Consider the following 13,419-nt stretch of genomic DNA (forward strand, 5'->3'; position numbering starts at 1 on the left):
ATGACGGGCCACCAGCCCCACACCCCGGAGGACCACCCATGCACCGCGCACCCCTGCTCCTGCCCACCCTCGCCCTCCTGCTCGGCGCCTGCACCCAGACCCAGACGCCCACCACCCTGCAACCCCAGACGCTCATCAGCACGAGCGGCGACCTCGGCGCACACGACCCGACCATCATCAAAGCCGGAACCACGTACTACGCCTACACCACCGGCATCGAACGCACCACCAGCAACCCCGGCGGCATCATCGTCCACGTCTCCGACGGCGGCATCGGTGGCCCCTGGCGCACCCTCGGCGAAATCCCCGCCCCCACCTGGACCCGCACCTACAGCCCTAAAAACGTCTGGGCGCCCGAAATCGTCCAGAACGGCAGCACCTACTACCTCTACTACGCCGTCTCCCAATTCGGCACGAACACCTCCGCCATCGGCGTCGCCACCACCACCACGCCCGGCAACCCCGCCAGCTGGCGCGACCACGGCGCGCCCGTCGTCACCTCCGGCAGTGGCACCACCCATAACGCCATCGACCCCGCCGTCTTCAACGACAACGGCACCTGGTGGATGTCCTTCGGGTCCTTCTTCAGCGGCATCAAACTGCAACGCCTGGCCAGCATGACCCAGGTCACCGGTCCGATCACCACCCTCGCCACGCGCCCCGCCGTGCAGCACAACCCCGTCGAGGCGCCCAGCCTCATGAAACGCGGCGGGTACTACTACCTCTTCACCTCCTGGGACAACTGCTGCCGCGGCCTGAGCAGCACCTACAACATCCGCGTCGGCCGCGCCACCAGCATCACCGGCCCGTACACCGACAAGAACGGCGTCCGCCTCGACCAGGGCGGCGGCAGCCTCGTCCTGGAATCCCGCCTGAACCAGACCGGCCCCGGCGGGCAGGACATCCAAACGGACGGCACCACCTTCAACCTCGTGTACCACTACTACGACACCAACGCGAACGGCGCCCCGAAACTCGCCGTGCGGCAACTCGGCTGGAACGCCGACTGGCCCGTCCCGTAAGCGCGAATGCGTCCGGCCGTCTTTGAAGAGCGCTCGTATGCGCGCGGCTCAAGGGGGCTATCAGGTCTGATAGCCCCCTTGCCGCATTGAGGGCACGTCACCACCGAAAGATCGGTAGGCTGTGCTTGATGCCCGTGTTTCATGGTTCAGCCACGGTGAACCACGTTTTCCTGCTGCCAACACGTGGTTGGATTCTTGAGCTGGCGCAACTCAGTGGCATGATCAACCCAGGTGATTGGCTGAGCGCGTTCCAAGGCCCATATCAAGAGCGCTCGCTGTGCGTTTCAGCAGTCGAATATATAGACCGAAATCTGCATACAAAGCCCCTTCAAACAGCTATTGCCGTGGTCATTGCCGATTTGACAACTGATGTTCCTACAGAACTTCAGGGATCTCGCGTGTTTTTTGCATCTTCCGCATCAGCAGCGAAGCGTCCGCATGATTGAGGATGCACGAGTTCGTCTCGTCCGAGAGTTGCGCCGAGAGGCGCAGCATGGCGTGTCAAGTACCCAGATCGCCAGGGCACTCCTTGCGCGTGAGGATATCGGCCGGATGGATATCTACGGCTTGGTCATGGATGCGTTTCGGATGGGGTTACGAGAAGCTCGCGAATGCGAATGGCTTCTTGCCGACGCTGCGAGTGAAGTCAACGGCAACATTGAACGCGTGGGGTCCCCGTTCCTCCGCGACCCCACACGCTGGCCGAAAAGAACCGTCTGGGTCGAACAGGAGCACGCTCAGCTTGTGGTCACTCTGCGCCTGTTCGAGTATCAGGACGCCCAGGACCATGAGGTGATCGTGGCCTGGGGCGATGAAGGGCGTGTCACCACGACGACGTCCAGCCTTCCGCTCTCGCATGTGTATGCGCAGGCTGGAACGTATGCGTTTCACTGCATCGTTGGTCAGGGGCAGTGGGTGTTGAACACCACGCTCCAGTTGGCACACCGTCCCGAAGGGGGCAAACACATATGGATTCTCCGCAACCCCTGGTAACGGCGCTCGGGGAGCGGATATGTCCGCTCCCCTCTCCCCTGTCGGCTTCAGGCTTCGTCGTTGAGGTGCACCATGACTTTCACGACGCCGGGGGCGTAGCTGGCGTGGCGCGCGAACGCGGCCTGCACCTGCTCCAGGGGGTACACGTCGCTGACGAGGGCTTTGAGGTCGACCATGCCGCGCGCGGCGAGGGCGATGGCCTGCGGGTAGGTGTGTTTCATGCGGCGCGCGAACAGCAACGTGAGGCCTTTGCGGCGCGCGAGGGCGTGTTGGACGGTGCAGCGGTCGTCACCGGGGATGCCGACGAGGACGACGCGCGCGCCGGGCCGGGCGAGCAGCGCGGACGTCTGGACGCTCTGGTCCGCCCAGCCGGCTTCGAAGACGACGTCCATGCCGCTGTCGTGCTGCGGGTCGTACTGCGGTGTGGCGGAGGTTGCGCCGAAGTGCAGGGCGAGGTCGCGGCGCCACGCGAGCGGTTCGATGACGTGGAGTTCGGTGACGCCGGCCTGCCGGAGGAGCTGCACGAGGAGCAGGCCGATGGGGCCGGCGCCGACGACGGCGGCGCGGTCGCCGACGTTAACGTGGCCGAGGCGGAGGGCGTGCAGGGCCACGCCGAGCGGTTCGAGCAGTGCGCCTTCGTCGTCCGTGAGGGTGTCCGGGAGCACGAAGCAGTTGTGGGTGGGGGCGGTGATGGCGCTTTGGAGGGCGCCGTCGAGGGGATAGACGCCCATGAAGGTATGGTGCGGGCAGAGGTTGGGGTGGCCTTCGCGGCAGGCGCGGCAGTGGCCGCAGGCGATGTGGGGTTCGACGGCCACGCGGTCGCCGGGGTGCAGGGGGCGTCCGTCGCCGTCGAGGGCGCCGTCGGGGGCGCTCGTGACGACGCCCATGAACTCGTGCCCGAGCACGAGGGGGCGTTCGATGACCGTGTCGCCGATGCGGCCATCTTCGTACATGTGGATGTCGGAGCCGCACACGCCGACGGAGCGGACGCGGATGGTGACGTCGCCGGCGTTGGGGGTGGGGGCGTCGCGGGTGGTGAGTTCGAACTCTCGGGGGGCGCGCAGGACGGCGGCGACGTGCGGCATGTCAGGAACCTCCGGGGTGGGGGTCGAGGGTGGGCCAGCCGTCTGCGCCCCAGCGGAGCGTGGCGGTCTGGAGTTTGCTGAGGCCGGCGTCGTCCGCGTCGTAGTAGTGGTACGCGAGGGTGTCGCGCGCACCGTCGTGGAAGGCTTCCTGCCCGCCGGGGCCGATGTAGCGTCCGGCGCTGGTGAGCAGGGGCGTGCCGCCGCCGTCGGTGAGGGGCCGCCCGGTGCGGTCGGTGTACGGGCCGGTGACGGTGCGGGCGCGGCCCATCATGATGCGGTAGGTGCTGTTCACGCCGGCGCAGCAGCGGTCCCAGGAGGTGAACAGGTAGTAGTACCCGCCGTGCTGGAGGATGCTGGGCGCTTCGATGCCCTGGCCGCCGCGGGAGGCGAGGCGGTAGAGCGTCTTGTTGCGGGTCTTGAGTTTGCCGCTCGCCGGGTCGAGTTCGCGCAGCTTGATGCCGTCCCACCAGGAGCCGAAGGCGAGCCAGGCGCGGCCGTCGGGCGTGTCGATGCGGGCGGCGTCGATGGCGTTGAAGTTGTCGCCAGGGCCGCTGCGCACGACGATGCCGAGGTCCGTCCAGCCGCGCGTGGGGTGGTTCGGGTCGAAGGTCTTATTGGTGGTGAGGCCGATGGCGCTGGTGTTTTTGCCGAACTGCGACGCGGCGTAGTACAGGTAGGCGGTGCCGCCGTGCAGGGTGATGTTCGGCGCCCAGAGGTTCGGGGGGTTCGTGCCGAGCGCGCCGTTCACCCAGGCGGGTTGCGTCTGGGTGAGGGTGCCGGCGTCCGTCCAGGTGACGCCGTCCGGGGAGGTTTTCACGCGGAGGGTGCCGTCGTCGATGTATTCGTGGCCGGTGCCGAACGCGACGTACGCGCCGTTCACGCGCAGGACGGTGGGGTCGTGGATCTGCACGTCGCCGCGCAGGATCGGTTGCGTGGGGCTCGCGGCGCCCCCGAGGGCGACGCCGGCGAGCAGCAGCAGGGGGGCTGGCCGCACAGTCTTACGCGCGCAGGCCCTGCGCGAGGGCGTAGTACAGGTCGCTGAGGCGCAGGCTCTGGCGGAGGTCGCGCAGGTTGGTGCCCTCGTCGATGGTGACGAGCTCGATGCCAGCGATGGCGGCGAAGTCCTCGAGGTGTTCGGGCGTGAGAACATCGCTGTAGCCGGTGTGGTGCGCGCCGCCCGCGTAGATCCACGCGGCGCACGCGGTCTTGAAGTCGGGTTGGGGTTCCCACACGGCGCGCGCGACGGGGAGGTTCGGGAGGTCCGGGTGCTCGACGGACTGCACGGTGTTCACGATCAGGCGGAAGCGTCCGCCGAGGTCCACGAGGGAGGCGTTGAGGGCCGCGCCGGGGCGCGCGTCGAACACGAGGCGCACGGGGTCGTCCTTGCCGCCGATGCCGAGGGGGTGGACTTCCACGCGGGGTTTGCCGTGGGCGATGCTGGGGCAGATTTCCAGCATGTGCGCGCCGAGCACCTGGTGCCGTCCGGGTTCGAGGTGGTAGGTGTAGTCCTCCATGAAGGACGTGCCGCCGCCCAGGCCGTGCGCCATGACTTTCATGGCGCGCACGAGCGCGGCGGTTTTCCAGTCGCCTTCGCCGCCGAAGCCGTACCCGTCGTTCATCAGGCGTTGCGTGGCGATGCCGGGGAGTTGCTTGAGGCCGTGCAGGTCCTCGAAGTTGTCCGTGAAGCCCACGAAGCCGCCTTCGTCGAGGAAGGCGCGCAGGCCGAGTTCGATGCGGGCGGCGTCGCGCAGGGACGCGTGGCGGTCCGCGCCCGGCAGGAGGTCCGGGGCGACGTCGTACTCGTCGAGGTACGTCTGGATGAGGGCGTCCACGTCCGCGTTGGTCACGAGGTTCACGCGTTCGACGAGGTCGCCGACGGCGTGCGCGTTCGTGGCGAACCCAAAGCGCATCTCGGCGGCAACCTTGTCGCCCTCCGTCACGGCGACGTTGCGCATGTTGTCGCCGAAGCGGGCGATCTTCGCGCCCTGCAGGTCGTGCCACGCCCACGCGGCGCGCGCCCAGACGCCCAGGCGGGCCTGCACTTCGGGGTCCGTCCAGTGGCCGACGATGACCTTGCGTTCCAGGCGCATGCGGGTGTGCAGGAAGCCCGCTTCGCGGTCGCCGTGCGCGGCCTGGTGGAGGTTCATGAAGTCCATGTCGATATCGGCCCAGGGGAGGTCGCGGCCGTGCTGCGTGTGGAGGTGCGCGATGGGTTTCGTGAGGGCGCTCAGGCCGCCGATCCACATCTTCGCGGGTGAGAAGGTGTGCATCCACAGCACCAGCCCGGCGCAGCGCGGGTCGGCGTTCGCCTGCAGGCAGAGCGCGCGGATGTCGGCGCTGGTGGTCATGACGCCCTTGAACACGACGCCGACGGGGACGCTGTCGCTGGCGTGCAGGCCGCGCGCGATCTCCTCGGCGTTGCGGGCGACGTGTTCGAGCGTTTCCGGGCCGTAAAGGTGCTGCGAGCCGCACACGAACCACAGTTCGGCGGGCGCGAGGTGGGCGGGCGCGTGGGCGCGGGGGGTGCTGGCGGTGAGGGTGGTCATGCGTTTCCTTTTCCGGCGGGGGTGCCGCGCTGGCCGTACACGCCCTGGTAGCGGGCGTAAAGCTGGTCGATGTGGTCCTGGCGGATCGGTTGGACGTTCCCGAGCTGGCAGGCGAGGAGGACGGTGCGGGCGACGTCCTCGCACATCACGGCGGCTTTCAGGGCGGCTTTGGGGGTGGGGCCGATGGTGAACACGCCGTGGTTGCGCAGGATCAGGGCGGGGCTGCGGTGGCCGCGCAGGACGCGCACGACTTCCGCGCCGATCTCCTCGCCGCCGATGAGGGCGAAGTCGCCGCAGGGGATGGGCCCGCCGAATTCGTCGGCCATGGCGGTGAGGACGCAAGGGATCTCGCGGGCGTTCGCGGCCCACGCGGTCGCGTACGGGCTGTGGGTGTGGACGATGCCGCCGACGTGCGGAAGGTGCCGGTAGATGTACGCGTGCGTGGCGGTGTCCGAGGAGGGGCTGAGGTGACCTTCGAGGACGTTCGCGTGGGGGTCCGTGAGGACCATGCTTTCGGGCGTGAGGTCCTCAAAGGTGACGCCGCTGGGTTTGATGAGCAGGCCTTCGGGCACGCGGGCGCTGATGTTCCCGCTGGTCCAGGTGACGAGGCCGTTGCGGGGGAGTTCGCGGTGCAGGTCCACGAGGGCGCGGCGCTGGGATTCGTGCGTCAGGGGGCGCGCCGGTTCGGGGGCGGGGCGGGTCATGCGCTCACCTCCGCAACGGCGCGCTCCAGGGTGTCGGCACCGGGCATGGCGGCTTCCTTGAGGGCGAGGAGGCGGTGCATGACGTCGTTCGCGCCGCGCCCGAAGTGGTCGTGGAGGGTGCGGTACTCGGCGTACAGGCGGTCGTAGACGCGTTGGTGCTCGGGGATCGGCGTGTACGCGCGGGTCTGGACTTTCCCCATGGCGCGGGCGGCCGCGAAGATGTCGGGGTGCGCGCCGCCCGCCACGGCGGCGTGCATGGCGCTGCCGAGCGCGGGGCCCTGCTCGACGTCGAGCAGGCTGAGTGGCCGGCCGGTGACGTCGGCGTAGATCTGCATGAGCAGGCGGTTGCGTTTCAGGCCGCCGGCGATGACGAGTTCGTGCACGGGCACGCCGCTGGCCTCGAAGGTTTCGATGATGAGGCGCGTGCCGTACGCGGTCGCTTCGATGAGGGCGCGGTAGATGTCGGGCGCGCGGGTGTGGAGGGTGAGGCCGAGGATCAGGCCGCTGAGGTGCGCGTCCACGAGGACGCTGCGGTTGCCGTTGAGCCAGTCGAGGGCGATCAGGCCGTGCGCGCCGGGGTGCTGGGTGGCCGCTTCGCGTTCGAGCAGGGCGTGGAGGCTGAGGCCTTCGCGGCGCGCCTGCTCGTGGTATTCGGGAGGCACGCCGTGCTTCACGAACCACGCGAAGAGGTCGCCGACGCCGCTCTGGCCGGCTTCGTAGCCGTACAGGCCGGGGATGATGCCGTCCGGGACGACGCCGCACATGCCGGGGACGTCGCGGAGGTGCTCGCCGAGGAGCATGTGGCAGGTGCTGGTGCCCATGATGGCGACCATGCGGCCGGGTTCGGTGACGCCGGCGGCGGGCACGGCGACGTGCGCGTCGACGTTGGCGACGGCGACGGGCGTGCCGGGGTTCAGGCCGGTCCAGGTGGCGGCCTGCGCGGTGAGCGTGCCGGCCTGGGCGCCGAGGGGCGCGAGGGTGATGCTCATGCGGGTCTGGACGATGTCCGCGAAGTCGGGGTGCAGGGCCGCGAAGAAGTCAGTGGTGGGGAACTGGCCGTCCTGGTGGATGGCTTTGTACCCGGCGGTGCAGGCGTTGCGGGTTTCCACGCCGGTGAGCTGCCACACGACCCAGTCGGCCGCTTCGAGGAGGCGGTCGCTGGCGGCGTACGTGCTGGGGTCTTCTTCGAGGATCTGGAGGGCCTTGGCGAAGAACCATTCGCTGGACTGCTTGCCGCCGTAGCGGGCGAGCCAGGGTTCGCCGCGCGTTTCGGCGAGGGCGTTGATGCGGTCGGCCTGGGGTTGCGCGGCGTGGTGCTTCCAGAGTTTTACCCAGGCGTGCGGGCGGCGCGCATACTCGGGCAAGAAGCACAGGGGCGTGCCGTCGGCGCGGGTGGGGAGCATGGTGCAGGCGGTGAAGTCGATGCCGAGGCCGATCACCTGGTCGGGGTGGACGCCGCTGGCGTTGAGGGCGGCGGGGACGGCCTGTTGGAGGACGTCGAGGTAGTCCTGGGGGTGTTGGAGGGCCCAGGCGTGGCCGAGGCGTTCGCCGGTGGGGAGGTGGTGGTCCATGACGGCGTGGGCGTAGGGGGTGACGGCTTCGCCGACGATGGTGCCGTCGTGGGTGCGGACGATGACGGCGCGGCCGGATTCGCTGCCGAAGTCGACGCCGACGGCGTAGCGGTCAGTCATGTGGGGCTCCTGTGGGTGAGTGGGGGCGCGACAGTGGAGTAATACCAGATTATCTGTGAACGCTCACATCGTAGGATGCGTCGCTCCGCGTGTCAACGCTCGGCACTCCCGCACGGCGCCCGCCCCGGCTCGGGCCCTCACGAGTCCGAGCCCCGGAAAGTGCAAGGCAGGGCCTGGCGACTTTCGGAGCCGTGGACCGAGCGTTCTCGCCTGAACGTCAGGCTCTGGACCGAGCAGCCGCACATGCACAACGGTTGAGCTCCAGGTGTGCCCCAGCACCGGCCTGGAGCGACACTTTCTCGGACAGGCGATCAGGCACGGGGTGCCCAGGCGGGAGTTCGGCTTGGGCGGCGAGGGCGCTGAAGTTCATGTGGAACACCCGAACCTTAAACGATTCAGGTGTGCAGCAAGACACCGCTCAATACGTATAGGTTTTCGCCGGTCTGCTCGATGGTCCGGCAGGAAGAACCAAAGCGCCGACGGGTGATTGACTTCGGGGACAGGGATACCGTAATCTGTGACCGTTCACATACAATTCCCGCTTGAAGCCCCTCAGCCCAAAGCCCACCTCACCCTGCACCTCGGCTGATCGCACCGCGCCTCACCGCGGCGCTCAGCCCGGCCACTGCCGTGCCTTAGGAGGCCCTATGAACATCAAACCCGTACTGCTGTCCGCCGTCGCCGCCACCCTCACCCTCGCCGCCGCACAGGCCGCCCTCCCCAAACTGGCCGTCAAACCCAAATACCGCGTGTGCTTCAACCAATCCGAAATGGACAACCCCTGGCGCCTCGCCCAGACGAAATCCATGCAGGACGAAGCCAAACGCCTCGGCTGGACGCTCGTCTTCACGAACGCCAACGGCTCCGCCGCCAAACAGGCCGCCGACGTCCGCTCCTGCATCGCGCAGCGCGTCGACGCCATCTTCCTCACCCCCCGCGAGGAAAAACCCCTCACGCCCGTCGTCCTCGAAGCCAAACGCGCCGGCATCCCCCTGTTCGTCATCGACCGCAAAGTCGACGAGGCCGTCGCCAAACCCGGCCGTGACTTCGTCGCGTTCATCGGCAGCGACTTCTACGACGAAGGCCGCCGCGCCGCCGAATGGCTCGTCAAACAAACCGGCGGCAAAGCGAAAATCATCGAGCTCAAAGGCTCCACCGGCTCCTCCCCCGCCATCGACCGCGAAAAGGGCTTCGGCGACTACATCAAGAAGTACCCGGGCATTAAGATCATCGCGTCGCAAACGGGGAACTTCACCCGCGACGAAGGCCGCAAGGTCATGGAAACGCTCATTCAGGCGCACCCCGAGGCGACCGCCGTGTACGCCCACAACGACGAGATGGCCCTCGGCGCCATCACGGCACTCGAAACGGCCGGCCGCAAACCCGGCAAGGACATCACCATCGTCAGCATCGACGGGCAACGTTCCGCCCTCGACGCGATCATCGCCGGGAAGCTCGGCGCGACCGTGGAATGCAACCCGCGTTTCGGCGTGAAGGCCTTCCAGACGCTCAAGGACTACGCCGCCGGCAAGCAGATCGCCGGGCGCCTCGTGAACGAGGACCGCTTCTTCGACATCACCAACGCCAAGCAGAACCTGGCCAGCGCCTTCTGAGCCGGGCATGGGCGGCCAGGGCCGGCCGGGCGCCCCGGCGCCCCTGAGGCTCCGTCCGTCCCACTCCAGGGTCAGGTGCACGCCAACGCACCTGACCCTGCGCCCTGTCATCCACCCCGCGAGGACCCATGACCCAAGACGCCCTGCTTCACATGACCGACATTCACAAGACCTTCGGTGGTGTGCCTGCCCTGCGCGGCGCGCACCTGCACGTCGGGCGCGGCGAGGTGCACGCCCTGATCGGCCAGAACGGCGCCGGCAAATCCACCCTGCTCAAGATCCTGACGGGCGCGTACCGCAAAGACCACGGCGAAGTGCACTTCGGCGGGCGCCCCGCCGACTTCGCCACCCCGAAGCGCGCGCAGGAGGCCGGGATCGCCACCATCTACCAGGAGGTGAACCTCGTGCGCCTCCAGACGGTCTCCGAGAACGTGCTGCTCGGGCACGAACCGCGCCGATTCGGCCTGATCGACTGGCGCGCCACGCACGCCCGCACCCGCGAGCTCCTTGGCGGCATCGGCGTGAACGTGGACGTCACCCGGCCCCTGGAGCACTACAGCATTGCCGTGCAGCAGATGGTCGCCATTGCCCGCGCGCTGGCCCTCAACGCGCGCCTCGTCGTGATGGATGAACCCACCTCGTCCCTGGATGACCGCGAAGTCGAAACGCTCTTCCGCGTGATCCGTCAACTGCGCGACGCGGGCGTGTCGGTGATCTTCGTGTCGCACCGCCTGGATGAGCTGTACTCGATCTGCAGCCACATCACCGTCATGCGGGACGGCCTGACGGTGTACCAGGGGCCGCTGCCGCAGCTCAGCAAACTGCAGCTCGTCTCGAGCATGCTCGGCCGGAACGCGCAGGAGGTCGTGCGCGAGGGGCAGACCGGCTTCGCGCGGACGGAGCGCGGGGCCGAAACGGTCCTGGACGCCGCGCGCCTGCACCGCGAGCCGCGCGTGCAGGGCGTGGACCTGCAGGTGCGCCGCAAGGAGGTCGTGGGCCTCGCGGGCCTGCTCGGGTCGGGCCGCACCGAAACCGCGCGGACGCTGTTCGCGGCCGAGCCACCCCGCTCCGGCGAGGTTCACTTCAAAGGCCGCCGCGTGCACTGGCGCACCCCGCACGACGCCATCCGTGACGGCGTCGCGTTCTGCGGCGAGGACCGCAAGCACGACGGGATCATCCCCGACTGGTCCGTGCGCGAGAACCTCACGCTGGCGCTCCTGCCGCGCCTGACCCGCGCGGGCATCGTGAACCGCGCCGAGCAGCAGCGGGTCGTGGAGACCTTCGCGGGGCGGCTCGGCGTGCGCTGCGCCAGCTTCGAGCAGCCGATCCGCGAGCTGTCCGGCGGGAATCAGCAGAAGGTGCTGCTCGCCCGGTGGCTGTGCATGAACCCGGACCTGCTGATCCTCGACGAGCCCACGCGCGGCATTGACGTGGGCGCCAAAGCGGAAATCCAGCGGCTCATCAGCGAACTCGCCGAGGACGGCCTGGGCGTGCTGATGATCTCCTCGGACCTGGAGGAACTCATCGAGGGGTGCCACCGCGTCACGGTCCTGCGCGACGGGCGACCCGTGCAGCACCTGAGCGAAGGTGAACTCAGCGAGGACAACATGCTGGCGGCCATGGCGCACGACGCCGCCGATGGAGGACGTGCACATGCTGGCCACCACTAAGACGCCCGCGCGGCGTCCCGCCGTGAACGTCGCGCAGTTCAGCGCGCTGATCGCCCTGCTCGGGCTGGTGCTGTTCAATGTCGTCACCACCCCGAACTTCCTGACGCTCAACACGCTGAACATCAACATGACGCAGACGGCGACCATCCTGATCGTCGCAGTGGGCATGACGTACGTGATCGCCACGGGCGGCATTGACCTGTCGGTCGGGTCGATCATGGCGATCAGCGGCGCCATCGCGCCCTTGCTGTTCCTGAACGCGCACCTCTCGCCCGGCGTGGCCCTCGGGCTGGCGGTGCTGCTGCCGCTCACGGCGGCGGGCCTGTGCGGCGTGTTCAATGGCCTGCTGGTCACGCGCTTTCACGTGCAGCCGATTATTGCGACGCTGGTGCTGTTCATTGCCGGGCGCGGCATCGCGCAGGTCATCAGCGGCGGCGCCCTCGTGAACTTCCCGCCGTCCACCTTTACGTTCCTCGGCACCGCGCGCTTTTTCGGCGTGAACATTCAGGTGTTCCTGATGCTGCTGATCCTCGCGGTGGCGACGTGGGTGCTGCGCTCCACGCTGTTCGGCCGGCACGTCGTCGCGGTCGGTGGGAACGCCCAGGCGGCGTGGCTGTCCGGCGTGCCGGTCGCGCGCACCCGCGTGGCGGTGTACGCCATCAGTGGGATGCTCGCGGGCCTCGCGGGCCTGATCACCATTGCGGTGAACAACTCCTCGGACGCGAACCTAGTCGGGCAGAACATGGAGCTCGACGCGATCGCGGCGGTCGCGGTGGGCGGCACGGCTCTCAGCGGCGGGAAGGTAACGCTGTTCGGGACGCTCGTCGGCGCGCTGTTCATTCAGCTGCTGCGGTACACGCTGCTGGTTAAGGGCATGCCAGACGCCGCGGCCCTGATCGTGAAGGCGGCCATCATCATTGCGGCGGTCGCGCTGCAGTACAGGAGGAAATGACATGGCCCTGAACATGCCTGCCGCGCGGGCGTTCCCGTTGCGCTTCCTGGGTGGTCAGGGGGCCCTGATCGCCCTGGTGCTGCTGGTCGGTTTCGCGGCCCTGCGCTACGACGGGTTCCTGAGCGCGTACAACATCAGCAGTTTCTTCCGGTACAACGCGATGTTCATGCTGATCGCCATTGGGATGACGTTCGTGATCGTTACGGGCGGCATTGACCTGTCGGTGGGGAGCGTCGCGGCCATGGCGAGCGTGATGGCGGCGCTGGCCAGTCCGTTCGGGCCGCTGGCGGGCCTGCTGGCGGGGGTGGTGGCGGGGGCGCTCGTGGGCCTGCTGAACGGTATCGTCATCACGCGCTTGCGGGTGGAGCCGTTCATTGCGACGCTCGGGACGTTCCTGGGGGCGCGCGGCGTGGCGCAGCTGGCGTCGAACCAGTCGGCGGTGAGTGTGGACGCGAACGGTACATTCGTGCGGATCGGTCAGGGTGACTGGTGGGGCGTGCCCATTCCGGTGGTCCTGACGCTCGCGGTGTTCCTGGTGGGGTTCGTGCTGCTGCGTTCCACGCGGTTTGGCCGCTCGGCGCTGAGCATCGGTGACAACGAGGATGCCGCGCGCCTGATGGGTTTCAACGTGGGGCGCGTGAAGCTGCTCGTGTACGTGATTTCCGGCACGCTCGCCGGGCTGGCCGGGGTGATTCTGGCGTCGCAGTTCGGGGCGGGGCAGCCCACGGAAGGGGTGGGCTGGGAGCTCACGGCGATTGCGGGCGTCGTGGTGGGCGGCACGCTGCTGACCGGGGGGCGCGGTTCGCTGTTCAACACGGTGGTGGGCGTGACGCTGCTGGGCCTGATTTTCAACGTCCTGAACTTCGAGAACGGGAAGGGCATTATCTCGATTGATGTGTTCTGGCAGAACGTGATTCGTGGGGTGTTCCTGCTGGTGGTCGTGGTGGTGCAGTCGAGCGCGAGTCGCCGCCGGGTCTGACGGACGCGGTGGGGGTGGGGCGGGAGGTCTTTCCGCCCCGCTGTCGTGGTGATGCGGCGCAGCACAGTGAATGTCTGCTCGAAGGGACTTGACTGTGATCGTTCACATCGTATGCTGGAATAGTCAACAGCAACGCTCGTTCATGGCACCTCCTGGTCCACCTC

At 68.2% G+C, this 13,419-nt stretch carries 12 protein-coding genes; 7 read left to right on the forward strand and 5 right to left on the reverse strand.

What is annotated here, in order from left to right; all coding sequences use genetic code 11:
- The first annotated feature begins 38 nt into the window (after positions 1-38).
- From DEIMA_RS01235 to DEIMA_RS01240, 3 genes are all read left to right on the forward strand, one after another.
- Positions 39-1,022 carry an arabinan endo-1,5-alpha-L-arabinosidase gene (locus DEIMA_RS01235; RefSeq protein WP_013555414.1) on the forward strand — a complete coding sequence of 328 codons (984 nt, stop codon included), beginning with the start codon at positions 39-41 and terminating at the stop codon, positions 1,020-1,022.
- Positions 1,023-1,150: 128 nt separating this feature from the next.
- A complete protein-coding gene (locus tag DEIMA_RS17675; protein WP_148234859.1) occupies positions 1,151-1,468 on the forward strand; it encodes a hypothetical protein in 318 nt (105 codons plus the stop codon).
- Positions 1,461-2,015, forward strand: a complete 555-nt coding sequence (locus DEIMA_RS01240; RefSeq protein WP_148234860.1) for a hypothetical protein — start codon at positions 1,461-1,463, stop codon at positions 2,013-2,015. Before DEIMA_RS17675 ends, DEIMA_RS01240 begins: the two co-directional genes overlap by 8 nt.
- Positions 2,016-2,062: 47 nt before the next feature.
- On the opposite strand, the gene DEIMA_RS01245 is transcribed toward DEIMA_RS01240, so the two are convergent.
- The 5 genes from DEIMA_RS01245 to DEIMA_RS01265 are packed head-to-tail and all read right to left on the reverse strand — an operon-like array spanning position 2,063 to position 8,041.
- Positions 2,063-3,100: a zinc-dependent alcohol dehydrogenase gene (locus tag DEIMA_RS01245; protein ID WP_013555416.1), complete on the reverse strand. Its 1,038-nt coding sequence runs from the start codon at positions 3,098-3,100 to the stop codon at positions 2,063-2,065.
- 1 nt (position 3,101) lies between these two features.
- On the reverse strand, positions 3,102-4,094 hold the full coding sequence (locus DEIMA_RS01250; protein ID WP_013555417.1) for an arabinan endo-1,5-alpha-L-arabinosidase: 993 nt from the start codon (positions 4,092-4,094) through the stop codon (positions 3,102-3,104).
- 4 nt (positions 4,095-4,098) lie between these two features.
- Complete coding sequence (gene araA / locus DEIMA_RS01255; protein WP_013555418.1) at positions 4,099-5,646, reverse strand: L-arabinose isomerase; 1,548 nt, start codon at positions 5,644-5,646, stop codon at positions 4,099-4,101.
- Entirely contained in the window at positions 5,643-6,350 is a 708-nt protein-coding gene (locus tag DEIMA_RS01260) for an L-ribulose-5-phosphate 4-epimerase (RefSeq protein ID WP_013555419.1), read from the reverse strand. The genes araA and DEIMA_RS01260 overlap by 4 nt, the downstream gene beginning before the upstream one ends.
- The gene (locus DEIMA_RS01265) at positions 6,347-8,041 is read right to left on the reverse strand and encodes a ribulokinase (protein ID WP_013555420.1); all 1,695 of its coding nucleotides are present in this window, start codon (positions 8,039-8,041) and stop codon (positions 6,347-6,349) included. The genes DEIMA_RS01260 and DEIMA_RS01265 overlap by 4 nt, the downstream gene beginning before the upstream one ends.
- 647 nt (positions 8,042-8,688) lie before the next feature.
- On the opposite strand from DEIMA_RS01265, the gene DEIMA_RS01270 reads away from it, so the two are divergent.
- The 4 genes from DEIMA_RS01270 to DEIMA_RS01285 all read left to right on the forward strand — a co-directional run bounded on the left by DEIMA_RS01270 (position 8,689) and on the right by DEIMA_RS01285 (position 13,255).
- Positions 8,689-9,654 carry an ABC transporter substrate-binding protein gene (locus DEIMA_RS01270; RefSeq protein ID WP_013555421.1) on the forward strand — a complete coding sequence of 322 codons (966 nt, stop codon included), beginning with the start codon at positions 8,689-8,691 and terminating at the stop codon, positions 9,652-9,654.
- Positions 9,655-9,782: 128 nt separating this feature from the next.
- Positions 9,783-11,324: a sugar ABC transporter ATP-binding protein gene (locus DEIMA_RS01275; RefSeq protein ID WP_013555422.1), complete on the forward strand. Its 1,542-nt coding sequence runs from the start codon at positions 9,783-9,785 to the stop codon at positions 11,322-11,324.
- On the forward strand, positions 11,308-12,276 hold the full coding sequence (locus tag DEIMA_RS01280; protein ID WP_013555423.1) for an ABC transporter permease: 969 nt from the start codon (positions 11,308-11,310) through the stop codon (positions 12,274-12,276). The genes DEIMA_RS01275 and DEIMA_RS01280 overlap by 17 nt, the downstream gene beginning before the upstream one ends.
- A gap of 1 nt (position 12,277) precedes the next feature.
- Positions 12,278-13,255 (forward strand): ABC transporter permease, encoded by a 978-nt coding sequence (locus tag DEIMA_RS01285; RefSeq protein WP_013555424.1) that lies wholly within the window; start codon positions 12,278-12,280, stop codon positions 13,253-13,255.
- The last annotated feature ends 164 nt before the right edge of the window (positions 13,256-13,419 follow it).

This window comes from Deinococcus maricopensis DSM 21211 (assembly GCF_000186385.1).
Taxonomy (GTDB): Bacteria; Deinococcota; Deinococci; order Deinococcales; family Deinococcaceae; genus Deinococcus_B; species Deinococcus_B maricopensis.